This is a genomic window from Micromonospora chaiyaphumensis (genome assembly GCF_900091435.1).
Lineage (GTDB): Bacteria > Actinomycetota > Actinomycetes > Mycobacteriales > Micromonosporaceae > Micromonospora > Micromonospora chaiyaphumensis.
In genome coordinates this window covers 447635-474444 of the sequence record NZ_FMCS01000001.1, presented here as the reverse complement: position 1 = coordinate 474444, position 26810 = coordinate 447635, and the positions used below count along the sequence as shown (strand labels likewise).

General features: G+C 75.6%; 19 protein-coding genes. 6 read left to right on the top strand and 13 right to left on the bottom strand.

Translation table 11 applies throughout. The features are described 5' to 3' along the window. Nucleotides 1-3618 carry a DUF6603 domain-containing protein gene (locus GA0070214_RS02375; RefSeq protein WP_091258483.1) on the bottom strand — a complete coding sequence of 1206 codons (3618 nt, stop codon included), beginning with the start codon at nucleotides 3616-3618 and terminating at the stop codon, nucleotides 1-3. A 28-nt stretch (nucleotides 3619-3646) separates the two neighbouring features. Next, nucleotides 3647-8011, bottom strand: coding sequence for a peptidoglycan-binding protein (locus GA0070214_RS02370; RefSeq protein ID WP_091258479.1), 4365 nt, complete (start codon nucleotides 8009-8011; stop codon nucleotides 3647-3649). 295 nt (nucleotides 8012-8306) lie between these two features. On the opposite strand from GA0070214_RS02370, the gene GA0070214_RS02365 reads away from it, so the two are divergent. Beyond that, entirely contained in the window at nucleotides 8307-8933 is a 627-nt protein-coding gene (locus GA0070214_RS02365; protein WP_139141735.1) for a response regulator transcription factor, read from the top strand. 116 nt (nucleotides 8934-9049) lie between these two features. Further along, a complete protein-coding gene (locus GA0070214_RS02360; protein WP_091258475.1) occupies nucleotides 9050-9661 on the top strand; it encodes a response regulator transcription factor in 612 nt (203 codons plus the stop codon). On the opposite strand, the gene GA0070214_RS02355 is transcribed toward GA0070214_RS02360, so the two are convergent. The 6 genes from GA0070214_RS02355 to GA0070214_RS02330 form a co-directional block, all read right to left on the bottom strand. Further along, nucleotides 9591-11375 carry an ATP-binding cassette domain-containing protein gene (locus GA0070214_RS02355; RefSeq protein ID WP_091258473.1) on the bottom strand — a complete coding sequence of 595 codons (1785 nt, stop codon included), beginning with the start codon at nucleotides 11373-11375 and terminating at the stop codon, nucleotides 9591-9593. The genes GA0070214_RS02360 and GA0070214_RS02355 overlap by 71 nt on opposite strands. Then, nucleotides 11372-13039 carry an ABC transporter ATP-binding protein gene (locus tag GA0070214_RS02350; protein ID WP_091258471.1) on the bottom strand — a complete coding sequence of 556 codons (1668 nt, stop codon included), beginning with the start codon at nucleotides 13037-13039 and terminating at the stop codon, nucleotides 11372-11374. Before GA0070214_RS02350 ends, GA0070214_RS02355 begins: the two co-directional genes overlap by 4 nt. A gap of 63 nt (nucleotides 13040-13102) precedes the next feature. Further along, nucleotides 13103-13222, bottom strand: a complete 120-nt coding sequence (locus tag GA0070214_RS02345; RefSeq protein WP_091258469.1) for a SapB/AmfS family lanthipeptide — start codon at nucleotides 13220-13222, stop codon at nucleotides 13103-13105. A gap of 62 nt (nucleotides 13223-13284) precedes the next feature. Beyond that, nucleotides 13285-13404, bottom strand: coding sequence for a SapB/AmfS family lanthipeptide (locus tag GA0070214_RS02340; protein ID WP_091258467.1), 120 nt, complete (start codon nucleotides 13402-13404; stop codon nucleotides 13285-13287). A gap of 72 nt (nucleotides 13405-13476) precedes the next feature. Continuing rightward, the gene (gene lanKC / locus GA0070214_RS02335) at nucleotides 13477-16053 is read right to left on the bottom strand and encodes a class III lanthionine synthetase LanKC (protein WP_091259829.1); all 2577 of its coding nucleotides are present in this window, start codon (nucleotides 16051-16053) and stop codon (nucleotides 13477-13479) included. 264 nt (nucleotides 16054-16317) lie between these two features. Then, nucleotides 16318-17178: a S1 family peptidase gene (locus GA0070214_RS02330; protein ID WP_167364174.1), complete on the bottom strand. Its 861-nt coding sequence runs from the start codon at nucleotides 17176-17178 to the stop codon at nucleotides 16318-16320. Between the two features lie 189 nt (nucleotides 17179-17367). Here GA0070214_RS02330 and GA0070214_RS02325 point away from each other — a divergent pair, with 189 nt between their 5' ends. The 4 genes from GA0070214_RS02325 (at nucleotide 17368) to GA0070214_RS02310 (ending at nucleotide 22850) form a co-directional block, all read left to right on the top strand. Then, nucleotides 17368-20160, top strand: coding sequence for an FAD-binding and (Fe-S)-binding domain-containing protein (locus tag GA0070214_RS02325; protein ID WP_091258465.1), 2793 nt, complete (start codon nucleotides 17368-17370; stop codon nucleotides 20158-20160). A gap of 24 nt (nucleotides 20161-20184) precedes the next feature. Then, entirely contained in the window at nucleotides 20185-20607 is a 423-nt protein-coding gene (locus GA0070214_RS02320; protein ID WP_208602619.1) for a glutaredoxin domain-containing protein, read from the top strand. Nucleotides 20608-20639: 32 nt separating this feature from the next. Next, entirely contained in the window at nucleotides 20640-21671 is a 1032-nt protein-coding gene (locus GA0070214_RS02315; protein WP_244167513.1) for a nitronate monooxygenase, read from the top strand. Between the two features lie 306 nt (nucleotides 21672-21977). Continuing rightward, a complete protein-coding gene (locus GA0070214_RS02310; protein ID WP_091258463.1) occupies nucleotides 21978-22850 on the top strand; it encodes an SDR family NAD(P)-dependent oxidoreductase in 873 nt (290 codons plus the stop codon). 54 nt (nucleotides 22851-22904) lie between these two features. Here the strand turns inward: GA0070214_RS02310 and GA0070214_RS02305 are convergent, their stop codons facing one another. From GA0070214_RS02305 to GA0070214_RS02285, 5 genes are read right to left on the bottom strand one after another with little or no spacing between them, the layout of a single operon-like run. Then, nucleotides 22905-24143, bottom strand: a complete 1239-nt coding sequence (locus tag GA0070214_RS02305) for a styrene monooxygenase/indole monooxygenase family protein (protein WP_091258461.1) — start codon at nucleotides 24141-24143, stop codon at nucleotides 22905-22907. A gap of 18 nt (nucleotides 24144-24161) precedes the next feature. Beyond that, nucleotides 24162-24767 (bottom strand): GTP-binding protein, encoded by a 606-nt coding sequence (locus GA0070214_RS02300; RefSeq protein ID WP_208602618.1) that lies wholly within the window; start codon nucleotides 24765-24767, stop codon nucleotides 24162-24164. Next, nucleotides 24745-25086: a DUF742 domain-containing protein gene (locus GA0070214_RS02295; RefSeq protein WP_091258457.1), complete on the bottom strand. Its 342-nt coding sequence runs from the start codon at nucleotides 25084-25086 to the stop codon at nucleotides 24745-24747. The genes GA0070214_RS02300 and GA0070214_RS02295 overlap by 23 nt, the downstream gene beginning before the upstream one ends. Nucleotides 25087-25106: 20 nt before the next feature. Then, nucleotides 25107-25556: a roadblock/LC7 domain-containing protein gene (locus GA0070214_RS02290; RefSeq protein WP_091258455.1), complete on the bottom strand. Its 450-nt coding sequence runs from the start codon at nucleotides 25554-25556 to the stop codon at nucleotides 25107-25109. Further along, nucleotides 25556-26698: a sensor histidine kinase gene (locus tag GA0070214_RS02285; RefSeq protein ID WP_091258453.1), complete on the bottom strand. Its 1143-nt coding sequence runs from the start codon at nucleotides 26696-26698 to the stop codon at nucleotides 25556-25558. Before GA0070214_RS02285 ends, GA0070214_RS02290 begins: the two co-directional genes overlap by 1 nt. Nucleotides 26699-26810: the final 112 nt, after the last annotated feature.

The following is a 26810-nucleotide window of genomic DNA, read 5'->3' as shown; positions in this document are numbered from 1 at the left end:
TCAGCGGACCTCCAGTTCGGCGGGGACGAGCCGGGGGCGCGGCACCCGGACCCGGGGCCGGCGCAGCGTGCCGGCACGGCGGGACGGTTCGGTGGCCCCGGCCGCGGCGCGCGGTGCCGGGACCGGCCCGCGGTCGGCGGCGCGGCGCGGCGCGGGCGGCGTGAATCCGGCGTCGCCGGGGCCGGCGTCGGCGAGGCCGAGGGCCGGGCCGGTGAACCGGGCGGGCCCGGCGCGGCGGCTGCCGGCGAAGGCGGCCGGCGCGGTGGCCGCGAACCGGGCCAGCAGGTCGCCGCCGCGGGTGGCGGCGAGGCCGCGTGCCGCGGGCAGCGGCCGGCCGGCGGCGTCCGGGTCGTCGATGACGATCCGGTCGTACGCCGAGTCGTCGCTCAGCGGGGCGAACGCGGTGAGCGCGGTGTCGGGCAGCGCCGTGCCGTCGGGCAGCGCCACCGTGCGGCCGGCGGCCAGGCGGACGAACCCGGGGGTGGTGAGCTGCTCCTCGGGCGACAGGTCCCGGAACTGGCCGGGGGCGAAGTCGTCCTCGACCGGCTCGCCCAGCGCGCCGGCCAGCTTGTCGTCGCCGGCGCCGACGCTCACCCCGGTCAGGGTGAACCGGTTCGGGCCGCTGATCCGGGAAGTGCCCATCCGGGACAGCTCGGTGTCCAGCGGCAGCACGTTCTCCCGCACCGAGAGCAGGGCGCCCGGTTGCAGCAGCACGGGGCCGCTCCAACCGGCCAGGTCGCGCAGGGTGACCGGCTCCCCGGCGGTGATGGCGGGGCGGACCTCCCACGCCTCGGGGGCGGACAGCGCCGCGCGCAGCGCCTCGCCGGCGTCGACGTAGGTGGGCTCGTCGGCCGCGGCGGTGTCCCCGTCGGTCCAGGTGAACTTCGCCGACACCTCCCAGAACAGGAACTTGATCCGCGCCTCGCCCCACGCCTTCCACGGGCCGGGACCGCTGATCCCGACCAGCAGGTTGACCGCCAGCAGTTCCTTGTCCTTGAACTTCAGCGACACCGTGGCGCCGATCTCGGCGGTGAACCAGAACGGCTTGAACTGGAACATCACGTCGAGCCAGGCACGCCCGTCGATGACGAAGCCGCCGCCCTCGAAGTGCAGCTTCAGCTCGGCCCCGAACTGGGCCGTGTTGCTGGTCACCGCGAGGTAGGCGCTGAGATTCAATCCCTTGCCGGACTTCTGCAGGGCGATGGTGAACCGCTTGACCGGCGGGAAGCCGGGCGGCGGGTCGTAACGCGGGTGGAAGCCGCCTATCGAGACCGCGAAGGTGCTGCCCTCGCCCCACCGGGCGCGCAGTGCCATCTCCCCGGAGACCGGCCGGCCGAACAGCTTCGAGTCGATCAGCGCGGCGTCGACGCTGATCTCCCGCTTGGCGAAGTCGACGATGCCGGCCGAGTCGAGCCGGAACTTCCCCGCGTCCTTGAAGTCGATGACCAGTTTGCCGAGCAGCAGGATGCGCACCGGGTCGGGGAACTCGACCAGCACCGCGAGGTCGGCGACGACCTGACCGCCGAGGAAGTTGAGCCGGACCATCGCGCCGAGCACGGTGCCCGTGGTGTCGACCGGGAAGATCCGGCTCAGCGTGGCGATGACCGCGGGCGCGTTGCCGACCGGGTCCGCCGGGAAGAGCAGCGCGTCCAGGGTGCCGGCGCGGGCGGCGTTGCGCACCTCCTCCGGGTTGGTCCGCCGGTTCCAGCCGACGACCAGGCCGAGGCCGGTGATGGAGATGCCCCAGAACAGCATCAGCCCGGGGAACCACTCGTACGTGCCGGCCAGCAGCAGCGAGAAGGTGTGCCCGCCGTCGGCCTCGGTGAGCCGGCTGCCGTCCGGGTTGCGGGTGTTCAGGATGGCGGTGGCCTGGAGCCGGAAGCCCTTCATGGGGGCCAGCGGCGTGGTGGAGGTCATGCCGAGCTGGAGCACCCCGGCGTACATGCCGCGGGCCTCGTCGACGAAGAGGTAGCCGCCGCCGGAGACGATGCCGTTGTCCATCCGCAGCCCGACGCCGTCCGGGCCCTTGAACCGGGGGCGCAGGTTCGCCGCACCCAGGTTGCCGCCGGTGGCCCGGTCACCGGATTCGGCGGGCAGCGCGGGCGGGAAGGTCAGGTCGGCCGCGACACCGATGTTCTGCACGACGACGTGCAGCGGGCCCAGCGCGGCCCGGACCGTGGTGGTCAGGGTCAGGCTCAGCGCCCGGGTGGCGGTGGACGCCTCCAGCGCGATCCGCAGCCCCTCGATGCCCAGCCCGTGCCAGGACAGGTGCACCGGGTACTCGGCGGCGAGCGCGGCCGCGCCGGACAGGTGCAGCCCGCCGCGCATCGACCAGGCGAGGCCGAGGTCGAGGCCGACCCGCAGCCCGTCGGCGGGAAGCAGCTTGGCCAGCAGGCCGTCGCCGTCGCCGGCCCGGACGACCAGTTCGGCCCGTCCGGCGCGGATGCTCAGCTCGACGTCGTCGCGGCCCGCGCCCAGGGTGGCCCGGCCGTCGATGACGAGCTGCTCGACGGCGAGGTGGGTGCCGCCGGGCGCGCCGAGGATCCAGCCGGGCTGCCCGGCCGGGGCGATCCGGGCGACCTCGGCGGCCCACTTCACCACCGCGGCGTCGCCGCTGAAGGTCACGCCCGCGCTGTTGATCGCCAGCGCCGGCCCGGCGCCGCTCAGCTCGGTGGCGACCGTCCACTTGCCGATGGCGCCGTCCAGGCGCGCCTCGCCGGTCGGGGCGAGGATCACCGTGAACCGGCCGTCCCAACTGGCCAGCCCGAGGGTGGCGCCGAGACCGAAGGTGGGGGTCCAGGGCGCCAGCCCGGCACCGGGCGGCGGCGTGCCGTCGGGGGTGCGCAGGCCGCTGAACCGCAGCCGCAGCAGGCTGTCCGCCAGCCGCCGGCCCACCTCGCCCTGGTCGGGTCCGAGGTCGGGCCGGACGCCCTGATCGGCGTCGAGGCCGAGGGCCCGCAGCGCCCGGGCCAGCCGCGGCAGCAGCCGGGCGGAGAACTCGGCCACTCCCTCGGGGGTGTCCAGACCCTGCGGCGCGTACCGGTCCCGGAAGTACGCGCCGGGGTCGCGGACCAGGTCGACCACCCGGTCCAGGTGCAGCTCGTCGCGGCGCTTCGGCAGCCGGACCGGCGAGTCACCCGGCGGCATCGGTGCGCTGGGCGGGTTGGCGGCGGCCGGGTCGACCAGGCCGAGCAGGTCGAGCAGCGGCACCACCCAGGGCGCCCGGCGCAGCAGGTAGGTCAGCACCAGCAGGTCGACCAGATCGTCGGCCAGTTCCTCGGCGAGGCCGGGCACGTCCGGCAGGCCGTTCTTCACGGTGGGCAGGTCGCCGATCTTGCCGACCACCCCGCCGACGGCCTCGCCCAGCTTGGTGAGGCCGGCGATGCTGTCGAGCTTCGCGTCGTCGCGCACCGCCGCGAGCGCCTCCAGGGCGTCCCCGACGGTGGCCGCCCACTCCTCGAAGCGCGCGGCGTCGAAGCCGCTGACCGCCTCCAGGTCCCAGCCCAGCGCGCGCATCAGCCGCGCCCGCCGCCACGGGTCGTACGCGGCCAGCACCGGCTCGGCGAACAGCTTGATCTCGTCCCAGAGCAGGGCGAGCACGTTCTTCGGCTCGGTCATCGCAGCTCCCGTCCTCGCGTACCGCCGGTCATGCCGTCACCCGCGGCAGGTCGCTCAGGTCCAGCCGCAGCGAGCCGCGGGCGGCCGAAAGGGCCCGCTCGCCCGCCGGCAGCGCCGACAGGGGCAGCGTGTAGCGGTGCCCGGTCGGCCAGACGGGCCAGTCGACAAGCCGGGCCAGCGCGGTGGCCACCGGCGCGTCGGCACCCACCACCTGCCGGATCGCGCTGACGAGCGCGGTCTCGTGGGCGTCGGTCCACCCGGTGGGCGGGCCGTCGAAGTTCTGCAGCGCCCTCGCCCGGGTCAGCACGGTGTGCAGCTCGCTGGCCGCCCGGGGCCGGGAGCGGAACTCCGGCTTCTCACCCACCGAGGCGGGCGGGCCGACCGCGACGAGCTGGTGCGCCCGGTACTGCTGCCAGCACGCGAGCAGCGCGACCGACCGCTCGGAGGTGAACAGGTCGCCGATCCGGGCCCGGCGGGGCTGCCCGTCGGCGCCGGTCACCCCGGGCACCGTCGGGGTGGCCGCCGGGTCCGGCGAGTCCCAGTCGGTGACGAGCAGGTCGTGCAGCCGCTGCCGGGCGACCGTCCACATGCCCCGGCGCACCCCGTCGTGGCCGCGCAGGGCCAGCGCGTACCGGTGCATCCAGTGCCAGGAGCGCAGCCCGAGCAGCTCCAGCGTGGTGCCCACCGATTCGCGGGCCGCGCCGGTCGAGTCGGTCTCCGCCGGGCGGGCCCGCAGCACCCGCAGCTCCGGGTGGAGCAGCCCGCCGCCGTCCTTGCCCCAGCCGGGCACCGCGTTGATCCCGCCGAGCCCGCCGAGCGCGTCGTACGCGTCCCGGTCGGTGGCCCGCAGCCAGGCCAGGTACGCCCACATCTCGCCGGGCTCGGCACCGATGTCCAGTGCCGGGGGCAGCGTGGTGGGCGCGGTCCGCGGCCCGTCGGCGCGCCAGCCGAACGGGCCGAACCGGAGCACCGCCGGGTCGTCGGCCGACACGGCGTCGAACCAGCCGCCGGCCGCGTCGGGCACCCGGTTCTCGGCGACCGCGCGGAGCACCTTGAAGGTGGAGAGCTGCCGGGCGGCGCGGGCGCCGGGGTCGCCGCCGGCCGCGATCGCGGCGGCCAGCGCGGTCAACGTGGGCCCGGTGCCGTGGTCCTGCGGGCGGGGCAGCAGCGCCTCCGGCAGCAGCTCCGACTCCGGGTCGAGCACCGGCCCGCTCCACTCGGCGTCGGTGGCGTGCCCCCGGTACGCGCCGAGCCGGATCAGCTCCGGGTGCCCGGGCGGCGGGTTGCCCGCCCCGGCTGGCCGGCCGGTCACCACCCGCGAGTAGAGCCGCTGGTCGGTGGCCGTGACCTCGTCGAAGAGCCAGACGTTCGGCTGGGTCAGCCGCTGGAGGGTGTCCCCGGCGACCTGCCAGGACTCCACCACCACGGGGCAGCGCCAGCGCTTGTCCAGCCAGTGCTTGATGGCGACCTGGGTGGCCAGGTCGGCCACCCCGCTGATCGGCCCGAGGTAGCGCTCGGACTCCGGCACGTCGACCGGTTGCAGCCGGTCCGACCACCGGGGCGCGGTCGCTCCCGCCGGCTCGACGGCCGCGCGCTCCCCCCGGGCGTACGCCTGGAACTCCCGCACCGCCCAGTAGGTGATGAGGCCGTAGCTGCCGTCGGTCGCGCCGGGGGTGCGGAAGCCCAGAGTGGCGAGGTCCTGCTGGAGCCGGCTCACCCAGCGCTCGGTGACCAGCGCCGCCGGGCGCTCGACCCCGTCGTAGCGGGCGAGCGCCGTGCCGGTGGCGTCCTGGTCGCCGGCGCGCAGCACGAACCCGCCGTACGGCGCCGGCGTGGTCAGGGAGCAGCCGAAGGACAGGTCCACGGTGTACGTGGTGAGCGCCGCGGCCCGGTTCTCCCCGGGCAGGTGCCACCAGAGCCGCTGGGTGGCCGTCTTGCACTCGCCGGCCGGCCAGTCGAAGGTGATCTCGCCGAGGTTGTTGCGGCCGACGATCTCCTTCCCGTTGCCCCAGGAGCCCTTGTAGTGGTCCAGGTTGCGGGCCGCCGCCAGGTACTGGGCGAGCGCCTGGTCGCGTGGCAGCCCGGCCGGGTCCACCACGGCCGCCGGGGTGCCGTCCCGGTGGACCTCCGGGTCGGCCTCGTCGTGCCGGAGGAACTGCACGTACACGTTCCACTCGGGCTGCCGGCCGAGGATCTTCAGGGCGTCGTAGTCGCTGACCGAGGGCCGGCCGGACACCCACCAGCCGGTGGTGGCGTCGGCCCCGACGGTCACCTGCACGCCGGCCTGCATCCGCTGGCCCTCCTTGTCGGGCCGCTCGTTGGCCCAGCCGACGAGGTCGATCCGGCCGGTCCCGTCGAGCAGCGGCACGTAGCCGACGTCGTGCAGGGCCCGCGTCGCCATGTCCTCGTTGCGGAACGCGCTGGCCACGAAGCCGGCGAGCACGCCCTCGGTGCGGTTGACCCCCTCGTACGGCTTCGCGCGGTCTGGCCCGCAGGTGTAGGGGAGCGTCGCCGAGTAGCGGATCCGCTCGGCCGAGCCGAAGTGGATGTCCCCGCCGAGCATGACGATCCGCCGGCGGCGTACCCCGTCGGGGCCGGGCGGCGCGGCGGCGAAGAGCCGGGCCAGCACCTTGTGCACGGCGGCGTCGCTGGCCACCCAGGCGTCCTCGGCGTCGGCCGTCCAGCGGCCCGCGATGGCCTTGGCCAGCGGCTGGGCGAACTGTTCCAGGATCGGCACGCCGAACAGCGCCACCGGCTGCGCGACCACGGTGACCCCGTCGTCGCCGAGCACCCCGCCGCCGGTGAGCATCGCGTCGAGCGGGTCGTCGTCCAGCAGCAGGCCGCCGGGGTGGCCGGGACCGCCCGGATACTGCCGCCAGGTCCGGGTGTCCAGCGCGATGAGCTGGTACCGCGGCCAGGTGACCGTGTAGTGGTAGGTCAGCGCGCCGGCCGGGCGGACCAGCCTGCCCTCCGGGGTGACCCCGGTGGGCAACCCCAACCGGGTACGCAGGGCCAGGTCGTCGGCGTCGTTCGGCGCGGCCGACCAGCCGCGCAGCGCGGTGAGCGCGGCCCGGCCGGCCTCCCCGGCGGCGCCGCTCTCGGCGAACCGTTCCGGGGTGTTGCCCCAGGCCTGGAAGACCACGAAGGCGGCCATGGCGTTGCGCACGATCCGCCGGCCCAGCGGCGAGGTGACCACGGCGGCGTCCACCCACGACCGGGTCATGTTCCAGTCGTCGGTGACCTCGTGGTCGTCGGCGACCATGTACGTCGTCACGTTGGCGAGCTGCCGGCGCACCGCGGCCAGGCCGGCCCGGAAGCCGGTGAGCGCGAGGGCCTGCCGCTGCCACCGTTCCCAGCGCTCGATGATCTCCTTCTGCTGGGCGCTCGGCGAGTACGGCCGGCCGGCGCGCATCAGGTCGTAGACCGTCTCGCCGGGCCGGCGGTCCTGCGGGTCCTTGAGGATGCGGGTGTCCGCGGGCAGCACGTGCTCGAAGGTCGGCCAGCTCGCCGGCCAGAGCACGTCCGACCAGGCCAGCAGGTACATGCACAGGTATTCGCGCAGCGACATGAGGTGGCTGTCGGCGGCGCCGGAGGTGAACTTCGCGTCCCGGGCCATGGCGGTGGCCCGCTTTCCCGGCAGGTACGTCAGGTCGGTCGGCGGCGAGCTGGTGCCGACCGGCATCGCCTCCGGGGCGAGCCCCAGCCGCGCCGCGACCCCCTCGTACGCCGGGACCGCCGGCTCGCTGCCGACGGCCGGCAGCGCGTCGTGGCCGTGGATGATGCCGAGCAGCGGATCCGCCACGTCGTCGGCGTAGATCTGGTCGCCGCCGAGGACGAGCTGGTGCGGGCGGCGCGCCGGGTCGCCGCCCGCGGCCGCGATGATCGGGTCGAGGACGGGGAACGCGTCCTGGCCCTCGCCGTGCGGCTTGCGGCACGAGCCGTGGAAGATCCGCAGCTGGTTGGGGTCGCTCGGCGGGGTGACGAAGGTGGGCACCGCCGGCACCGCGGCCGGCGCCTGCGGGTGGCCCTGGTAGGTGAGCGCGGTGCGGGCGGCGGCGGCGGTGGCGGCCACCACGTCGGGCTCGAACAGGCTGCCCGCGCTCATCCCGCCCGCGAACGCCAGGTCGTAGCCGTAGAGGGTGCCCGGGGCGAGGGTCACCCCGGTGACGGTCACCGCGGCCACGTGCAGCCGGTCGGCGAGCTTGACGGTGGCCCGGGTCCCGGTGCCCACGGTGGCGCCGCGGGCGTAGCCGGGGGCGGCGCCGAGCGCGAAGACGGTCAGCGTCACCGCGCACTCGGCGCGCAGGGCGACGAAGACGGTGACGCCGGTCGGGTCGGCGCGGCGCACGATCGGGCCGCAGAGTACGAGGGGCAGGCCGGTCGGAGCGGTCATGCGGTGTCCCTTCACCCACGGCCGGTGGTTGTTCCGGCCTTGATTGAAGTCACTGCGTAACCGCGCGAACACCCTCGCAACAGCGCGAAGGTTCGACCTTGCCGGATGACAACCATCGGGCCGACGACGGGTGGGCCCGCCTGACCGTCCAGGCTGAACGTCCACTCAGGTCGTTTCACTGACGGAGACCCGACGCCCGCTTGCCCGCGCTGTCGGGGCAGGCTAGGGCCGCCGGCTGCGGGACATCCCTGAGCGAACTCGACTATCCGCCGGCCTTTCGGGCAAAGTGTTCCGGGTGGGCGACGTACGGGACGGGACGGTCTCCGCGCCGGTGCGGGTGGCGGTGGTCGCGGAGCCGGGGCTGCTGCGGACGGCCGTGGTCGCGGTCCTCGCCGCCACGCCGGACTTCGCGGTGGTCGGCGACACGGAGCCGGCCGGGAGCGTGCCGGCGCTGCTCGCCGCCTGCCGTCCCGACCTGCTGCTGGTGGACCTCGACGCGGTGGACGACCCCGCCGTGGTCACCGGACCGGCCGCCGACGGGTGTGCCGTCGTCGTGCTGACCGCCCGCCGCACCGCCCGGGCGCTGCGGCGGGCCCTCGGCGCCCGGGTCCGCGGGGTGGTCGCCACGGACGTGCCGCCGGAGGAACTGGTGGACCTGCTGCGGGCGGTGGCCCGCGGGCAGCGCATGATCGACCCGTTGACGGCGCTCGCCGCCCTTGACGCCGCGGTGAACCCGCTCAGCGAACGGGAGCGCGAGGTCGCCGCGGCGGCGGCTGAGGGGCTGCGGACCGCGGAGATCGCGAAGCGGCTCCACCTCGCGCCGGGCACCGTGCGCAACCACGTGTCCAGCCTGTTGCGCAAGACCGGCGCGCGGAACCGCTGGGAGGCGGCCGAGCGGGCCAGGGACGCGTGCTGGATCTGACGACACGCGGATCACAGGGGTGTTGCGTAACGGTCACCTTCGATTAAGTTCCCTGACGGTGCGTCATCGGGCGCACACGTCAGGTCAGGATCGGGGGGTCATGTCCGGGAGTCGCCATGGTCCGCACGCTGCTCGCGCTCAAGGGTCGACTGGTTCGGGGGGCCCTCGCCCATCTGCTGGACGCCGAGGACGACATCGCCGTCGTCGGCGAGGCGGCCACGTCGCACGCCCTGCGTGAGGCGCTGCGGGACGACCGTCCGGACGTCGCCGTCGTCGACGCCGACCTCGTACCCCTGCACCAGCTCGCCCGGATCGCCGCCGGGGGCGACCCCGACGGCGGCGGGCGGCTGCTGGTCCTGGTGGAACGGCGCCGCGCCGCCCGGGTCCGCCCGGTGCTCGCCGAGCACGGGCGACGGGTCGGCTTCCTCAGCCGGGAGGTGCCCCCGCAGCGGATCGCCGAGGGCGTGCGGCTGCTCGCCCGCGGTCAGGTGGTGCTCGATCCGGAGCTGGTGGTCGCGGCGCTGGAGGTGGCCGACAGCCCGCTGACGCCCCGCGAGCGGGAGGTGCTCGACGTGGCGGCCGAGGGGCATCCGGTCCGGGACATCGCCGAGAAGCTGGCGGTGTCGGCCGGGACGGTACGCAACCACCTCTCCCGGATCATGGCGAAGACCGGCGCGCGGACCCGGTTGGAAGCGGTGCGGATCGCCCGGGAGTCGGGCTGGATCTGACCGGCTCCGCCCCGGCCTCCCAGTAACCGACCAGCTCCCGGTACGCGGCCGACCGGGCCAGCAGACCCGAATGGCTGTCGAGCAGCGCGTGCCCGCCGTCGAGCAGCAGCACCCGGCGGGCGCGCAGCGCCGAACTGACCCGGTGTGCGATCACCACGAGCGTGCCGGGCCGCTCGGCGAGGACGGTCTCCAGCCGCGCCTCGGTGGCCGGGTCGAGGTGGCAGGTGGCCTCGTCGAGGATCACCAGGGGCGCGGGGGAGAGCCAGGCGCGCAGCAGGGCCACCTGCTGGCGCTCCCCGGCGGACAGGCCGGCCGGGCGCAGCGTCGCGTCCAGCCCGCCGAGCCTGTCCACCAGCTCGGACAGGCCCAGCCGGGCCGCCGCCCGGACGATCTCCGGGTCCGCCAGGTCGGGCCGCAGGTAGCGGAGGTTGTCCCGGACGCTGCCGGTGAAGACGTAGGCCTCCTGCGGGATCAGCACCCGCCGCCGCGCCAGCTCGGCGGCCGTCGCGCCGGCCACCGGTGTCCCGCCCACCTCGACCGTGCCGGCCTGCGGACGCAGCACCCCGGCGATCACCGCGGCCAGGGTGGACTTGCCGATCCCGCTGGCGCCCACCACCACGAGGTGGTCGCCGTCGGGCACGTCGAGGTCGAAGCCGTCGAGCACCGGGTCGGCGTGCGGCCCGTACCGAAACGTCACACCCCGCAGGGACAGCGCCGGCGGGCCCGGCGGCGCGGGCCGCGCCCTGCCGGCCGGCACGGCCTCGCCGGGCGCCGGGACGGCCGTCCGCAGGAGCCGGTCCAGGGTCACGGTGAACCGCAGCCCCCCGGCGGCCACGCCCTGGACGAGGGTGTGCAGGGCGGGTTGCACGCCCCGAACGACGTAGACCAGGGCGCCCAGCACCGCGCCCGGCCCGAGGCCCTGCCGGACCAGCCACGGGGTGGCGAGCACGACCACCGGCACCGGCAGCCAGCCACCGACGGCCAGGCTCAGGCCACGGGTGACCGCCATGGCGGCGAGCCGCCGCTCCACCCGCGCCTGTACGTCGACGTGCCGGCCCACCCAGTGCGTGACCTGCTCCCGCGCGCCGCTCACCGACACGTCGCGGTGGCCGGTGATCGCGGTGACCGCGACCCGGGTGAGGCGTTCGTCGGCGAGCACGTACTCCCGCTGGCGGGCGATCATCGCGGGCACGGCGGCCGCGAACAGGCCGAGACCGGCCAGCACCGGCACGGTGACCAGCAGGGCGACCGGGGCCGCGAGGGAGAACAGCCCGACGGTCGCGGCGCACGCGGCGAACAGGAAGCCGCGGACCACCGTCAGGAGGCCGGCCCAGGTGTCCCGGACGATCTCCACCTGGTGGGTCAGGCGGCCCACCGCCGCGTCGTCGACCCGGCCGCCCGTCGCGCCCGCCAGCGCGCCGGCCACCACCCGGCGCAGCAGGTCGTCGCGGAACGGCTCGACCACGCCGCCGAGGCACGCGTACGCCCGGTTGGTGCCCACGGCGCCGACCAGCACGGCGGCGGCCAGCAGCCCCAACCAGAGCAGCCCGACCGCCGGGCGCCCGGCCAGGAAGCCGGCGTCCACGGCCCGGGCGGTCAACAGCCCGGTGAGCGCCGCCGGCAGCGCCTCGGCCGCCGACCACGCGGCCAGCCGCACGAGCGCGGCCCGCCGTGCCCGCAGCGCGGCCCGGGTCACCGCATCGACCGTGGTCACGAGCGGAACACCGCCCGGTAGGCGGGGTCGTCCCAGAGCACGGCGTGCGTGCCGACCGCGCGGATCCGTCCGGCCGCCACCCAGGCCACCAGGTCGGCCCGGGCGGCCGTGCCGATCCGGTGGCTCACCACCACCCGGGTACGCCGGTCCGCCCGGTCGGTCAGCGCCCGGTTCACCCGGTACTCGGTCACCGTGTCCAGGCTGGACGTGGCGTCGTCGAGGACGAGCAGCCGCTCGGCCCGCAGCGCGCGGGCCAGGCCGAGCCGCTGGCGTTCCCCGCCCGACATGGCGACCTGGGCCAGCGGCGTGCCGTACCGGTTGGGCAGCCGCTCGACGAAGTCGTGGATGGCGGCGGCCCGGGCCACCGGCACCGGGTCGCCGCCGCACCCGACGGCGGCGCCCACCGTCTCGCCGACCAGCACGGGCCGTTCGAACCCGTAGCCGACCGCCGCGTGCAGCGCCGCCGCCGACAGGTCCGGCAGGGGCGTCCCGTCCAGCCGCACCTCCCCGGCGTCCGGGTCGCGCAGCCGGCCGGCGACGGCGGCGAGCAGCGACTTGCCGGCGCCGGACGGGCCGACGACGGCGAGCAGGGCGCCCCCCGGCACCCGCAGGTCCACCCCGTCGAGCAGCGGCCGGCCGTCGTCGGCCCGCACGATGACCCCGCGCAGTTCCAGGCAGCCGGGGCCGGGCGGCAGGGTCCGGTCGCCGTACCGGCGGGCCGGTTCGGTGAGCACCTCGGCCGCGCGACGGCAGCCGGCGCGTACCCGGACGGCCTTGTTGAGGGCGCTGACCACGGTGCCGAGGCCGGCGCCGAGCGCGGCGTACTGGAGGGCGGCCAGCAGGTCTCCCGGAGTCAGCCGCCCGGCGGCCAGGGAGAGCCCGCCCACGGTGACCACGGCCAGTTGCAGCATCGGGCTCAGCACGGCGCCCCGGGTCGCCGCCCCGGCCAGCACGGTCCACGTCCGCGTGCCGTGCCGCCGCAGCTCGGGGACCGGGGCCAGGACGCGGTCGACCTCCCGCCCGGCGGTACCGGCGGCGGCGATGGTCCGCGCGCCGGCCAGCGCCTCCACCATCAGCCCGGCGAGGTGCCCCTGGGCCCGCTGGTAGCCGGCGACCGCGGCGGACGCGCCGGCGACGAACCCGCGCAACAGCACGCCCAGCAGCACCAGCCCGACGACGAAGGTCGCGCCGAGCCACGGATCGATCATGGTGAGGGCCACCAGGCTGCCCACCGGTGGCAGCAGGACAGTGCCGGCCAGCACGAGGGTCGGTGCGGCCTGCCCGGCGTCGGCCACCTGGCCCACGAGGCGACCGACCAGGTCACCCACCGGGTGGCGGGCCGCCGTGCGGGGATCGAGCGCGAGGATGTGGCGGATCAGCGTGTGGCGCAGGCCGGCGACGGAACGGGCGCTCGCCGCGCCGGTGCCGTAGTCCCGCACCACGCCCGCGCCGACCAGCAGGACGACCAGCCCGCCCACCGCGGCCAGCCAGCGGCCGGCGGACTCCCCGCCGGTGGCGCCGACGGCGGCGTCGACCGCGCGGCCCAGCGCCGCGGGCAGGGCCAGCTCGGCCGCCGCCCCGGCCACGGTGGCCACGAGCAGCACCGGGGTCCACCAGCCGGCGGACCCGACGGCGCGCCACAGGAGCCGGTCGGCCGGGGTCATGGCACCTCCACGGGCGCGGCCCCGGACCGGCGTGAGCCGGCCCGGGGCCAGGCGGACTGTCCGTCAGTTGCAGGTGGTGACGCTCAGCGAGCTGTCGCCGCAGAGCAGCAGGCTCGCCTGGCTGCCCCCGCCGTGGTTCTCGGTCGTCGGCAGTTCCATCGCCTGGAGGTCGAGCAGAGCCATGATCCTTCTCCTTCTGTCGTGACGGGTGTGTCGGTCGTGGCCGTCGTGGGTGGACGGCCGGGTCACTTGCAGGTGGTGAGGCTCAGCGAGCTGTCGCCGCAGAGCAGCAGGCTCGCCTGGCTGCCCCCGCCGGTACGCTCGGCGGCCGGCAGCTCCATTCCCTGGAGGTCGAGCAGGGCCATGTCGTGTCACCTCCTTCGGTGCGCGTCGGGTCGGACGCCCCGGGGTGACCCCCGGGGAGCTGGTGGGGCCGGTCAGTCGCCGGCCGGTGGGGTGGGCCGGGCGGATGCCGCGCCGGGCAGTGGCGTGAGGAACGGCAGCCGGCCGGGGCTCGCCGGCCGGGTCGCCGCGAGGGCGCTCAGCACGCCCGCGGTGCCCGTGGCCAGGTCCATGGACAGCCGCAGCAGCTGCTCGCCGGGGAAGGCCGTCCCGTCCCGGTAGGGCAGGGCGTGCCAGCTCAGCAGCCGGGCCTGCCGGCGGGCCGGTTCCCGCTCACCTCGTCCGGCCAGGTAGGTCACGATCCCGGCGCGGCCGGCGAACAGCCCGGACTGGGCGTAGAACGGGAAGTCGGCGCAGCGGCGGATGTCCTCGGCCGCGGCGCGGAAATCCTCGTCGCCGCGGTGGCGCAGGTACTGGTGGAGCACCAGGCCGATGCCCACGCTGCCCTCGGCGAGGTAGGGCATGGTCCGCCAGCCCTCGTTGACCTCCAGGTGGCCGGCCTCACGCCGGACGCACCGGCGCAGGTCCTGCCGCAGCGCGGTCTCGGCGCGGTCGAGGAGGCTCTCGTCGTGGTGCAGCTCGTACATCCGCAGCAGCATCAGCGCGGTGCCGGCGCCACCCCGGAGCAGTCCCGCGTACGGGTGGCGGCCACCGCTGACCTCGGCGACCGATTCCACGTCGCCGAGCCGGCCGACGACCACGTCGACCGCTCGCCGGGCGGCGTCGGCGTACCGCCGGTCGCCGGTGCGTCCGGCGAAGTGGGCCAGGTTGAGCGCGATGCCGGACAGGCCGCTCATGAGGTCGTCGCCCAGGTCGGTCCACGGCTCGTCGAGGCAGCGGTCCAGCAGCCGCAGCGCCTCGCCGCGGTGCCCGAGCAGGTCCAGCACGTACGCGACGCCGTGCAGCCCGTCGTAGAAGCCGAGCCGGCTGCCCGACGCGGGTTCCCGCACCCGGTCGATCAGCCATCGCTCGTGCGCGGGGTCGGTGCCGGCGCCGCTGGTGTGCAGCGCCCAGAGCACCCCGGCCGCGCCGTGGGCCAGGTTCAGCCCGCCGTCGGGGCCGGCGAACTGCCGGATGTCGCCGGGGAAGAGCCGGTCGACGCGGTGCGGGGTGGCGCTCGCGCCGATCGCGGCGGCGAGTCGGTCCCGCAGTGCCGGCCAGTCCTCCGGGTCGGTCCGCGGCCCGACCGGGTGGCCGGGCGTGTGGCCGGTCGCGGCCCCGCCGAGGATCACGGCGACCGACTCGTCGAGCAGATGGCGGGGGACGGGGAAGTGCTCCGCCACCACCTCGGCCAGGTGGGCCGCCTTCTCGGGCGCCAGCCGGAGCATCGCGGTCAGCGGCAGGAAGAGGGCCAGCCGCAGGCAGGCCAGGGCGTACCGGTCCACGTCGAAGCCGGTCCGGTCGCGGGGCGCGGCGAAGGCCTGGTTGCGCAGTGCCGGCCGGGCGGCCGCCGCGGCGGGGGTCGCGACCTCGAAGTCGACGAGCGTGACGTTCCCGTCGTCGCCCACCATGATGTTGAACATGTGCAGGTCGCCGTAGACCACGCCGTGGGCGTGGATGGCGTCCACCGCCTCGGCGACCTGCCGGTGCAGATCCAGGGCCCACCGGGTGTACGCCTCCCGGTCGGCGTCGAGGTGGACCAGCGGGTAGCGCTCCACCACCAGCCTGTTCAGGGGGCGGCCCTCGACGAACGTCAGCGCCAGGAACTCGTGCCCGCCGAAGCTGAACTCGTCGTGCACCCGTACCAGGTGCGGCACCCCGGCGAGCCGGCGCAGCGTCTCGGCCTCCCGGCGCAGCCGGGTCACCGCGTCCGCACCGGTGGCGTCCAGCCCGGCGTGCGGGCGGGCCTCCTTCAGCACCACCCGGTCCCCGGTGCGGGTGTCCCGCGCCTCGTAGAGGCCGCCGCCGTTGGAGAAGTGGATGACCTTCTCGATCCGGTAGGGCAGGTCGGCGGTGGTCGCGGCGTTCCGGGCGGCCAGGTGCGGGGCGAGGAAGTCGGGCAGGGTGACCCAGTCGGGGACGTGGAAGACCGGGTCGCGCCGGTCGGGCACCAGGGTGCCGGTGGCGTCCTCGACGGCCGGCACCACCTGGCCCTCCGGCGAGATGCAGTACCGGGCGGCGAAACCGCCGTAGCGCAGGTACACCGGGCCGTCGCCGTACCGCAGGTCGCTCAGGATGTACGGCCCGGTCTCGCCGTCGAGCAACGCGGCCAGTTCCTTGGCGGTCAGCTCCAGCTCCGCGTCGTCGCGGGGGTAGACGGTGACGAACTTGCCACTGGCGGCCCGGCGGGCGTACTTGCTGTTGCGCATGAGCAGCATCCGCGGACCGCGCAGGTGCTTGAACGGGATGCCGCGGGGCTCGCAGTAGTCCATCACCCGGGCCAGCACCCGCTCGGCGTTGTCCAGCCGGGCCGACACGTGGATCTTCCAGCCCTGGGAGGGGAGTGAGCCGGCGACCGGACCGTGGACCAGCCAGTCGTCCTTGACCTCGCGCTCCCAGCCGGGCGCCGGCGGGCGGTCCGCCGCGTAGCCGGGGGCTTCGACGTCCGAGCTGGCGAGCGAGTCGTAGAACAGCGGATCGACCGCGCAGTACGAGTCGTACCGTTCGTCCATGTCGTCTGCCTCCACCGGCTGATCGGGTGAGGTCAATCCTGCGGACGGCGGAGGGGTGGGCAAAGTGTGATGAGTCATGACCGGCGCGTGATTTTCGCACCCCGAAATCGTGACAACGGCGGAGTTTGAAATCGTGAATGCCGCGCCGCCAGTGCGGGCGTGTGCCGCCGGTGCCGCGGGAACGAGCGAGGACCCGCACCGACCGAGCCGGTGCGGGTCCTCTGGTGTCGCCGCTGCGGCCGGCGACTGCCGGCCGCGTCGTTCTCAGTAGACGGTCACGCCGTACGCGCTCGCCGCCTCGGTGACGGGCTGGAAGAAGGTGGTGCCGCCGGTCCGGCAGTTACCGCTGCCGCCGGAGGTGATGCCGAGCGCCTTCGTGCCGTCGTAGAGCGGGCCGCCGGAGTCGCCCGGCTCGGCGCAGACCGTGGTCTGGATCATGCCGCGAACGGTGCCGCTGCCCTGGTAGCGGACCGTCACGTTCAACGCGGTCACGGTGCCGCTGTGGGTGCCGGTGGTCGACCCGGTGCGCTTGACCGCCTCGCCGACGAACGCGTTCGCCGCGGTGTAGCCGCCCGGGTGGCTGAGCGCGGCGTTGTCGTAGCGGACCAGCGCGTAGTCGTTGCCGGGGAAGCTGGAGTTCGTGGTCGGGCCGATGAGGGTGGTCTGGCCGGAGTTGGTGTACCAGGTGTTGGCCACGTCGCCGCAGTGCCCGGCGGTGAGGAAGTAGTACACGCCGGACTTGACCACGTTGAAGCCGAGCGAGCAGCGGTAGCCGCCGCCGTAGATGGCGTCACCGGCGGAGAGCAGCGGACGGAAGACCCCCTTGGCCCGGTCCACCCGGATCGCGCCGGCCTGGGCTCCGGCGCTCTTCTTGAGCGTGGCGAGCTCGGCGGCCGAGACGCTCTCGTCGGCGGTCACCACCACGCGGCCCGACGCCGCGTCCACGCGCCAGGCGATGCCGTCGACGCCGGAGGCCGCGACGGCGGAGTCGACCCGGGACAGCTGGTCGGTGGTGAAGCTCGGCGCGGCGGCCGAGGCGGCACCGGGCACGGCGAAGGCGCCGGCGGCCACCAGGCCGACGGTCGCGGCGAGCAGGGGGGTGAGTCGGCTTCGGCGGATTCTCACGGTCTTCTCCTCGGACGGTGAAGGCCGCCGGTTGCGTCGGCGTCCATGCCGTGTCGCCGGGGTCGGCTCGGGGTGTGACCTCGACGAACGCTGTAGCGGCGAGTATCTACCCAGATCGATGCCAGGACAAGGGGTCGGTGGCGCGTCGCCCGGTCCTGACTAGGGTGGGCTCGGGGAGGTGCGGCGATCATGGTGGAGCTGAACGGCGACGCGCGGGCCGGACTGGAGGCGGCGGTACCCGGCGGGGTGGCCACCCGGGCCGCGGACCGGCTCCGGCTGGCCCACGACGCGTCGCACTACCTGCTGCATCCGAGCGCGGTGATCACCCCGGCCGACGCCGACCAGGTAGCCGCCCTGCTGCGGCACAGCCGCCGCACCGACACCCCGCTGACCTTCCGCTCCGGCGGCACGAGCCTCAGCGGCCAGGCGGTGACCGACCGGCTGCTCGTGGACACCCGGCGGCACTTCCGCGAGCTCGACGTCCTCGACGACGGCCGGCGGGTTCGGGTGCAGCCCGGGGTGGTGCTGCGGCAGGTCAACGCCCGGCTCGCCCCCTACGGCCGCAAGCTCGGCCCGGACCCGGCCAGTGAGTCCGCCTGCACGGTCGGCGGGGTGGTCGCCAACAACTCCAGCGGGATGACCTGCGGCACCGAGTTCAACACCTACCGCACCCTGGAGTCGCTGCTGCTGGTGCTGCCCAGCGGCACCGTGCTCGACACCGGCGCCCCGGATGCCGACACCCGGCTGCGCGCCGCCGAGCCGGACCTGCACGCCGGCCTGCTGCGGCTGCGCGACCGGGTGCGCGGCAACCCCGACTCGGTGCGCCGGATCCGCGCCCAGTACGCCATGAAGAACACCATGGGGTACGGGGTGAACGCGTTCCTCGACCACGACGAGCCCGCCGACCTGCTGACCCGGCTCGTGGTGGGCAGCGAGGGCACCCTCGCGTTCGTCGCGGCGGCGACCTTCCGCACCGTACCCGTGCACCGGCACGCCGCGACCGGCCTGCTGGTCTTCGACACCCTGGGCGCGGCGATGGCCGCCATGCCGGCGCTGGTGGCCGCCGGGCCGGCGGCGGTCGAGCTGCTCGACGCGGCCGCCCTGCGGGTCGCCCAGCGGGACCCGCGGGCGGACGCCGCGCTGCGCGGCCTGGCCGTGCGCGACCACGCGGCGCTGCTGGTCGAGTGGCAGGAGTCCGACCCGGAGGCGCTGGCCGAGCGCGTCGCCACCGCCCGGCCGGTGCTGGCCGACCTGCCGTTGACCACCCCGGCCCGGCTCAGCGGCGAGGCCGCCGCCCGCGCCGCGCTCTGGCACATCCGCAAGGGCCTGTACGCGGCCGTGGCCGGCGCCCGCCCATCGGGCACCACCGCCCTGCTGGAGGACGTCGCCGTCCCGGTCGACGCCCTCGCCGGCACCTGCGCCGCCCTCGCCGGCCTCTTCGACCGGCACCGGTACGAGGAGAGTGTCATCTTCGGCCACGCCAAGGACGGCAACCTGCACTTCATGCTCAACGAGCGGTTCGCCGACGGCACCGCCCCGGCCCGCTACGCCGACTTCACCGAGGAGATGGTCGACCTGGTGCTCGGCCACGGCGGCACGCTGAAGGCCGAGCACGGCACCGGCCGGGTCATGGCCCCCTACGTGCGCCGCCAGTTCGGCGACGAGCTGTACGCGGTGATGCGCGAGGTCAAGACGCTCTGCGACCCGGACGGGGTGCTCAACCCGGGCGTGCTGCTCAGCGACGACCCCGAGATCCACATGCGGCACCTGAAGACCGTGCCGACCGTGGAGGAGGAGGTCGACCGCTGCGTCGAGTGCGGCTACTGCGAGCCGGTCTGCCCGAGTCGCGACCTGACCACCACCCCCCGGCAGCGGATCGTGCTGCGCCGGGAGATCACCGCCGCCCGCGCCGGCGGCGACCCGGCCCTCGCCGAGGAACTGGAGCGCGCCTACGACTACGACGCGGTGGACACCTGCGCGGTGGACGGCATGTGCGCCACCGCCTGCCCGGTCCTCATCAACACCGGCGACCTGGTGAAGCGGCTGCGGGCCGACCGCAACGGCGGGGTCGCGCAGGCCGGCTGGCGGGGCGCCGCGCGCCGCTGGGGCGCCACCACCCGGGGCATGTCCCGCGGGCTGGACCTGGCCGGCGCGCTGCCGCCCGCGCTGCCCGAGGCGGCCACCCGGGCCGCCCGTGCCGTCCTCGGCGCCGAGCGGGTCCCGCAGTGGCAACGCGATCTGCCCCGGGGCGGCCGGCCGCGCCGGCCCCGCCCCGTCGGCGAGCCCGACGCCGTCTTCGTCCCGTCCTGCCTCGGCACGCTCTTCGCCCCGGCGCAGGGCGGCTCCGGCGTGGCCGCCGCCCTGCTCACCCTCGCCGACCGGGCCGGCGTCCGCCTGCTCGTGCCCGAGGGGATCGGAAGCATGTGCTGCGGCACGCCCTGGTCCTCGAAGGGCCTCACGGCCGGCTACGAGGCGGTGCGGGACCGGGTGCCGTCGGCGCTGCGGGCGGCCAGCCGCGAGGGCGCCCTGCCCGTGGTCAGCGACGCCGCCTCCTGCACCGAGGGCTTCGCGAAGCTGGTCGCCGGCGCCGGCGACCTGCGGGTGGTCGACGCCGTCGCGTACGCGGCCACCGAGCTGCTGCCCCGGCTCACCGTGCGCCGCCGGCTCGGCTCCCTCGCGCTGCACCCGACCTGCTCGTCGACCCGGCTCGGGCTGGACGACGCGCTGCTCGCCGTGGCCCGCGCCGTCGCCGACGAGGTGGTGGTGCCCGAGGGCTGGCAGTGCTGCGGGTTCGCCGGCGACCGGGGGCTGCTGCATCCCGAGCTGACCGCCTCGGCCACCCGCGCCGAGGCCGCCGCCGTCGCCGGCCGCTCCTTCGACGGGTACGCCTCGGTGAACCGCACCTGCGAGATCGGCATGGCCCGGGCCACCGGGCAGCCGTACCGTCACCTGCTCGAACTGCTGGCCGAGGCGACCGCCTGACCCGGGCGGGTAGCATCCCGCGACGTGCTGCGAAACTGGTGGTTGGCCGGCCTGATGCTGGCGGTCGGGGTGGTCGTCGCGGTCCGGGCGTACCACCCGGTGGTGGGTGCCGTCGAGTTCCTGGCCTTCGCGGTTCTGGCGGCCCTCTTCTCGCCGCTGGTGTTCCCGCCGTCGCTGACCGCCGCCGAGGCGCGGGAGCGCAGCGCGCGCGACGGGCGGCCGGTGGTCTACTGGCGGCCCGGCTGCCGCTACTGCCTGCGCCTGCGCCTGCGGCTGGGCCGCCGCGCCGGGCGGGCGTACTGGGTGAACATCTGGCGCGATCCTGCCGGGGCGGCGGCGGTCCGGGCGGTCACCGGCGGCGACGAGACGGTCCCGACCGTGGTGCTGCCCGGCGAGGCCGTGGTCAACCCGGATCCGGCCTGGCTGCGCGAACGCCTGCCGTCCTGACGGACCGGGCGGTGGACCGGCAGACTGGTGCCGTGGACGGGTTGCGGGAACTACTCGGAGTGGACGTGCCGGTGGTCGCGGCGCCGATGGCCGGTGGGCCGACCACCGCGGGGCTGGCGACGGCGGTGGGCGCGGCCGGAGCCTTCGCGTTCCTCGCCGCCGGCTACAAGACGCCGGAGGTGATCGCGGGGGAGATCGCCGAGCTGCGCGCCGCCGGGCGACCGTTCGGGGTGAACGTCTTCGTGCCCACGCCGGTGCCGGTGACGGAGGCGGACTTCCGCCGCTACGCGAGCCGGATCGCACCCGAGGGCACGGCCTACGGGCTCGACCTGGCCGCCGCCGCGCGCACTGAGGACGACGACCACTGGGCGGCGAAGCTCGATCTGCTGCGCGCCGACCCGGTACCGGTCGTCAGCTTCACGTTCGGCCTGCCGCCGGAGCCGGTGGTCCGCGACCTGCGGCGGGCCGGTAGCCGGGTCCTGGTCACCGTGACGAACCCGGCCGAGGCGGCGGCCGCGGCCGACCTCGGGGTCGACGGGCTGGTCGCGCAGAGCGGCGCCGCCGGCGGCCACCTGGGCACCTTCACCCCGGCCGCCCCACCGCCGCTCCGCCCGCTGCCCGAGCTGGTCGCGTCCGTGGCCGGCGGCCCCGGACTGCCCGTACTCGGAGCCGGCGGGATCGGTGGTTCCCAGGACGTCCGGGCGGCGCTGGCCGCCGGCGCCACCGGCGTGCTGGTCGGCACGCTGCTGCTGCGGGCCGACGAGGCCGGCACCGGCCGCACCCACCGCGACGCGCTGGCCGACCCGCGCCGGGACCGGACCGTGGTCACCCGCGCCTTCACCGGCCGCCCGGCGCGGGGGCTGCGCAACGACTTCATCGACCGGCACGAGGCGGCCGCCCCGCTCGGCTACCCGGCGCTGCACCACCTGACCCGGCCGCTGCGCGTCGCCGCCGCCCAGTCCGGCGACGCCGACCGGCTGCACCTGTGGGCCGGCACCGGCTGGCGCGGCGCCCGGGACGCGCCGGTCGCCGACATCCTCACCGACCTGACCCGCACGCTCTGACCACGCCACCGTCGCGCGGCACGCGCCCGAGATCAACACCAGCTCGCGGGAGGTGGCGGTGTCCGGGCCCACGGAAACCGCCACCTCGCCGATGTCGCGGCGGGTGGGCGGGCGAGATCGACGCCGGCGCTCGGGAGATTGCGGCGTCCGGGCCGGCGGGGACCACCACCTCGCCGAGTTGGCGTCAGTCTCGCCTGTGCCCCGGGGCGGCTGGCGGTCACGGTGTCGATCCGTGGGCGGGGCGGGGCGGGACCGGTCTACGGTGCGAGGAGAGGAGAGGGTGCCGGCGGAACGGGGGTGGGTCGGATGGCCGCAGCGGCGCTACCGCTGTCCGGGCGGGTCGCCGTGGTCACCGGCGCGGCGCGCGGGATCGGCCGGGCCGCCGCCGTGGCGCTCGCCGAGGCCGGCGCGGATGTGGCCGGGATGGACGTGGCCGGTCCGGTGAGCCCGATCCTCGACTTCCCGCCGGCCACCCCGGACGACCTGGCGGAGACCGGCCGGCGGGTCGCCGCGGCCGGCGCGCGCTGGTCCGCGCACGTCGCCGACCAGCGGGACATCGGGGCGGTACGCGCGGTGGCCGGAGCGGTCGAGCGCGAGCACGGCGGCGTCGACGTGCTGTTCGCCAACGCCGGCATCCAGGCGTTCAAGCCCCTGCTGGAGATGTCCGACCCGGACTGGCACGACCAGATCGACGTCAACCTCACGGGCACCGCCAACGTGCTGCGGGTCTTCGCGCCGCTGCTGGTCCGCCGGGGCGGCGGGCGGATCGTGGTGACCTCCTCCACGCAGGGGCACCACGGCACGACGAACGGTGCGGCCTACTCGGCGTCGAAGTGGGGGCTCATCGGGCTGGTCAAGTCGGCGGCGCTGGAACTGGGGGCGCACGGGATCACGGTGAACGCGGTGATTCCCGGCCTGGTCGACACCGCCCTGACCCGCCACCAGGACCGCTACGCGCAGGCCATCGTCGAGGGCGGGAAGACGCCGTCCGGTGACCCGGCCGCCGACGAGCGGAGCGCGGTGGAGGCGCTGCGGGCGAAGACCCCGCTGGGCGTGCCGTGGGTGCAGCCGGAGGACGTGGCGCCGCTCGTGGTGTTCCTCGCGTCGGACGGCGCGCGGATGGTCAGCGGCACCTCGTTCGCCGCCACGGCCGGCGACAGCGCCCACGTGACCGCCTGACCGGCCGGGACCGGGCCGGGAACCGCCCGGGGGCGGCTCCCGGCCGGGATGCGGTCAGCCGGCGACCGAGGCCAGGTAGCGCTCGGCCGCCTCCGGGGTGAGGAACCAGTCCCGGAAGTCGTTCGGGTCGCCGAAGCCGTTGGCGAACCGGCGGGCCACCACCGGGTTGCCGGCGGCCGCACCGAGCACCTGCTGCACGTGCGGCGGCAACGGTTGCAGCATGGCGTTGGTCCAGCCGGTGACGGCCTCCCCGGTCCCGGCCCAGAAGCGCTCGAAGGTCCGCGTCATCCAGTCCCGGTCGAAGGGCCGGTCGCCGTGCTCCAGGATCGCGCCCAGGTAGGTGTACGCGCACTTGGCGGCCGTGTTGCTGCCCTGGCCGGTGATCGGGTCGTTGGCCACCACCACGTCGGCCATGCCGAGCACCAGCCCGCCCGAGGGCAGTTCCGCCACGGCGTGGCGGACCGTCGGGGTGTACCGCCCCGACAGGGTGGCCCGCCCGTCGGTCAGCTCCACCTCGGTGCACCGCTCGTAGATCCACGGCGTGTAGCGGCGGGCCAGGTCGAGGGTGAGCTTCAGGTGCTCGGCCGGGTCGCGCCGCTCGGTCCACAGGTCCAGGGGCCCACCGGGCACGGCCTCCCAGAACAGGATCTCGCAGGGACCGGAGTGGGTCAGGGCGGGGATGACGAACAGCTCGCCCAGCCCGGGCACCGCGTTGAAGCTGACGTGCGGCACGGGCAGCAGCGGGTCCGGGGTCATCCCGTGGACGTACGCCACGGCCAGGCCGCGCTGCGGCGCGTCGTACACCGAGCGGGCCGGGTCGCGGTCGAAGACGCCGACCAGGTCGCCCTTGCCGGCGGCCACCACGGTCAGGTCGTAGCGGCCGAGCCGGGCCAGGCCGTCCAGGTCGCTGGTGGTCACCGTCTGGTAGAGCACCGTGCCGCCGCGCTCCTCGAACAGTTCGAGCCAGTCAGCCATCTTGATCCGCTGGTCGGTGCTCTGCGCCGGCTCGTCGAGCGGGCACGGGATGCGCAGCGCCCGCTCGCCAGGGGGCGCGGAGAGCGAGACGTGCAGCCCCTCGATCCGGGGCGCCCGGTCCTGCCACCGGTCCAGGCCGTACCGGCGTTCGGTGGCGAGCGCGGGACCGAACATGGCCTGGGTGCTCATCACCCAGCCCCGGCGGATCTCGTCGGGCGTGCGGGCCGACATCACCGTGACGTCGTATCCCTCGGCCTGCAGGCTCAGGGCGAGCTGGAGGCCGGACTGTCCGGCCCCGACGATCAGGATTCTGCGCATGGTTCCTCCAGGGTTGAGCTACCGCGCCGCGAGCGCGCCCGCGGTGGGCCGGGGGGTGCGGGACATGGCGTGTTCGACGACCGTGAGCAGCGCCCGCGCCACCGACGACGGGTCGCGGGCGTCGCAGGCGGTCAGGGGTACGTGGGCCGGCAGTGCGAGCGCGGCGCGGACGTCGTCGAGCGGGTGCTGCAGCACCCCGTCGAAGAGGTTCACGCAGACCACGAACGGCACGTCGCTGTCCTGCTCGAAGTAGTTGACCGCCGGGAACGAGGCCGCCAGGTCGCGGGTGTCGGCGAGCACCAGCGCGCCGACGGCGCCCCGGCACAGGTCGTCCCACATCGGCCAGAACCGGGGCTGGCCCGGCGTGCCGAACAGGTAGAGCACCAGGTCGGGGCCGATGGTGAGCCGGCCGAAGTCCATGGCCACGGTGGTGGTCGTCTTGTCGATGCCGGGGTCGAGCCGGTCGACGGTCTCGCTGGCCGCCGTCATCCACGCCTCGGTGTTGACCGGCGGGATCTCCGAGATCGCCCCGACGCAGGTGGTCTTGCCGACCCCGAAACCGCCCGCGATGACGATCTTCGCCGAGGTCAGCAGCGGGCTGTCAGGCAAGCTTGCGGAGGCCATCGCGCAGTCTCTCCAGGAGGCGGAAGTCGACGTTGTCGTGGTCGCTGTGGACCAGCAGCCGGTCGGTGGCGGCCAGGTCGTCCACGACCACCCGGGTGACCCCCAGCGAGATCCCGCACACCGCGGAGAGTTCGGCCACCGAGCGCGCCGCCCGGCGGGCGTTCTCGTACAGGGAGCGGGCCTCGGGCAGCAGCCCGGCGGCGAACACGGCGTCGTAGTAGGGCACCGACACCAGGGTGTGCACCAGCAGCGGTGTGCGGGTGCGGGTGCGGCCGGCGGTCAGCACGTACGGCCGGACCTTCCAGTACCTCAGCGGCATGATCGTTGTCCTCCGGCCGGTCAGCGGGCCTGGGCGGCCGTCATGCGGTGCAGCTCGTGCCGCACGGCCGGCGTGAGGGCGTGCCACACGGCTCCCACGAACTGCGTCATCCGGTACGACACGACCCGCAGGTCGCAGCCGGGCGCGGCGGCCACCGCGAGGCCCGCGGACTCGCCCACCCGCATGAACAGCAGGTGCCCGCGGGGCAGCCGGACGGTCAGGTACTCGGCGGAGCCCAGCTCCAGCAGGGCGGCGCTGCGGTCGGCCATGCTGAGCAGGCCGGCGGTCAGCGCGGCGAGCTGGTCGCCCAGGTCGCGGCCGACGCCGCGCGAGGCGGCCAGCTGAAGGCCGTCCAGCGACACCAGCATCGCGTGGTTGACCCCGGGCACGTCCTCGACGAACTGCCGGATCAGCCAGGCGCAGTCGGGCAGCCCGTTGCTCGTGCCGCTTCCCGGGTACGCGTGGGTCATCACTGCCGTCCTTCTTCGTCGGTGGGGGTGCGCGCGTCGCTGACACCGGCCGCGAAGGCCGCCGTCTCGTCCGGCCACGCCTCTGGCGGGGAGCCCGGGGCGGTCCCGACCGGGGGTCGGGGCGCCGGGGCCTGGTCGCGGACGCTCTCGGGCACCCGTCGGGGCAGCCCGGTGGTGGGCGGCGGGTCGCCGGCCGGCCCGTCGATGGTGGTCAGCCGGACGGTCGGCCCGTGGGCGCCGTCGTGGGGTGCGGCCATCGGCGTACTCCAGGGGTCGGTCCCGGGCCGGGCGGGTGGCCAAGCCGCCGGCGGCGCGGGCGCGGGCGCGGCCGGTGCGGGGATCTCGCACAGCAGCCCGCCGGGTACGGCGACGGTCGCGGTGGTCCCGCCGGCGGGCCGGGTGGTGAGGGCGACCCGCAGCTGGTGGGCGACGGCCAGGTGCGCCACCACGGCGAGGCCGAGGTGGGCCGCGGGGTCGAGGGCGACGGGGGTGGCCGGCCGGCCGCTGAGCAGCGCGTTGAGCTGGGTGAGGTGGTCGGGGTGCAGGCCGACTCCGGCGTCCTCGACCCGCAGCAGGACGCCACCGTCCTCGGTGACGAACGCCGACACGGTCACGGCCGCGGTGGGCGGGGAGAACCGGGTGGCGTTGTCGAGGAGTTCGGTGAGCACGCGGATGACGTCGTCGGCCGCGAACTCGACCACGGCCAGTTCGACGACGTGACCGACCCGGATGCGCGGGTAGTGCTCGACCGCGGAGGCGGCGGCCCGGACGACGTCGACCAGGGGGACCGTCTGCGGGTCGGCGTCCTCGACCCGGCGGCCCAGCAGCACCTGCAGGTTCTCGGCGTGCCGCCGGATCCGGGTGTTCGCGTGGTCGATGCGGTAGAGCCGCTCCAGGCGTTCCGGGTCCTGCTCGTCGGCCTCGACGGCCTCCAGGTGACTGCCCATCTGGTACGCCGCGGCCAGGATCCGCAGGGCGAACTGGTCGCAGATGGCGGGCCACGGGCCGGGCCCGGGTTCCTCCCGCGGCGGCGGTTCGGGCGTCTCCGGCGGCGCGACGTCCCAGCGGGCGACGGTGGGATCCAGCCAGCGGGCCGCCCGCTGCCGCCAGGTGGTCCGCCGGGTGATGTCCGTGCTTCTCACGAAAAAACCGGCCTGTCCATGATCTTCGGCTCTGGCATGGTGCAGCAGTCAACCACCGGTTGTGCGCCGATTGCAACGTTGCAGGCCAACTTGGTGAGGTTTTCACACACCG

Excerpts from the sequence above, each read along its gene's own strand:
- GA0070214_RS02360 (WP_091258475.1), top strand. The coding sequence starts at position 9,050 with ATGGTCCGCACGCTGCTCGCGCTCAAGGGTCGACTGGTTCGGGGGGCC.
- GA0070214_RS02300 (WP_208602618.1), bottom strand. The coding sequence starts at position 24,767 with ATGGCCTCCGCAAGCTTGCCTGACAGCCCGCTGCTGACCTCGGCGAAG.
- GA0070214_RS02350 (WP_091258471.1), bottom strand. The coding sequence starts at position 13,039 with ATGACCCCGGCCGACCGGCTCCTGTGGCGCGCCGTCGGGTCCGCCGGC.
- GA0070214_RS02290 (WP_091258455.1), bottom strand. The coding sequence starts at position 25,556 with ATGACCCACGCGTACCCGGGAAGCGGCACGAGCAACGGGCTGCCCGAC.
- GA0070214_RS02325 (WP_091258465.1), top strand. The coding sequence starts at position 17,368 with ATGGTGGAGCTGAACGGCGACGCGCGGGCCGGACTGGAGGCGGCGGTA.
- lanKC (WP_091259829.1), bottom strand. The coding sequence starts at position 16,053 with ATGGACGAACGGTACGACTCGTACTGCGCGGTCGATCCGCTGTTCTAC.
- GA0070214_RS02340 (WP_091258467.1), bottom strand. The coding sequence starts at position 13,404 with ATGGCCCTGCTCGACCTCCAGGGAATGGAGCTGCCGGCCGCCGAGCGT.
- GA0070214_RS02370 (WP_091258479.1), bottom strand. The coding sequence starts at position 8,011 with ATGACCGCTCCGACCGGCCTGCCCCTCGTACTCTGCGGCCCGATCGTG.
- GA0070214_RS02305 (WP_091258461.1), bottom strand. The coding sequence starts at position 24,143 with ATGCGCAGAATCCTGATCGTCGGGGCCGGACAGTCCGGCCTCCAGCTC.
- GA0070214_RS02295 (WP_091258457.1), bottom strand. The coding sequence starts at position 25,086 with ATGCCGCTGAGGTACTGGAAGGTCCGGCCGTACGTGCTGACCGCCGGC.
- GA0070214_RS02375 (WP_091258483.1), bottom strand. The coding sequence starts at position 3,618 with ATGACCGAGCCGAAGAACGTGCTCGCCCTGCTCTGGGACGAGATCAAG.
- GA0070214_RS02345 (WP_091258469.1), bottom strand. The coding sequence starts at position 13,222 with ATGGCTCTGCTCGACCTCCAGGCGATGGAACTGCCGACGACCGAGAAC.
- GA0070214_RS02310 (WP_091258463.1), top strand. The coding sequence starts at position 21,978 with ATGGCCGCAGCGGCGCTACCGCTGTCCGGGCGGGTCGCCGTGGTCACC.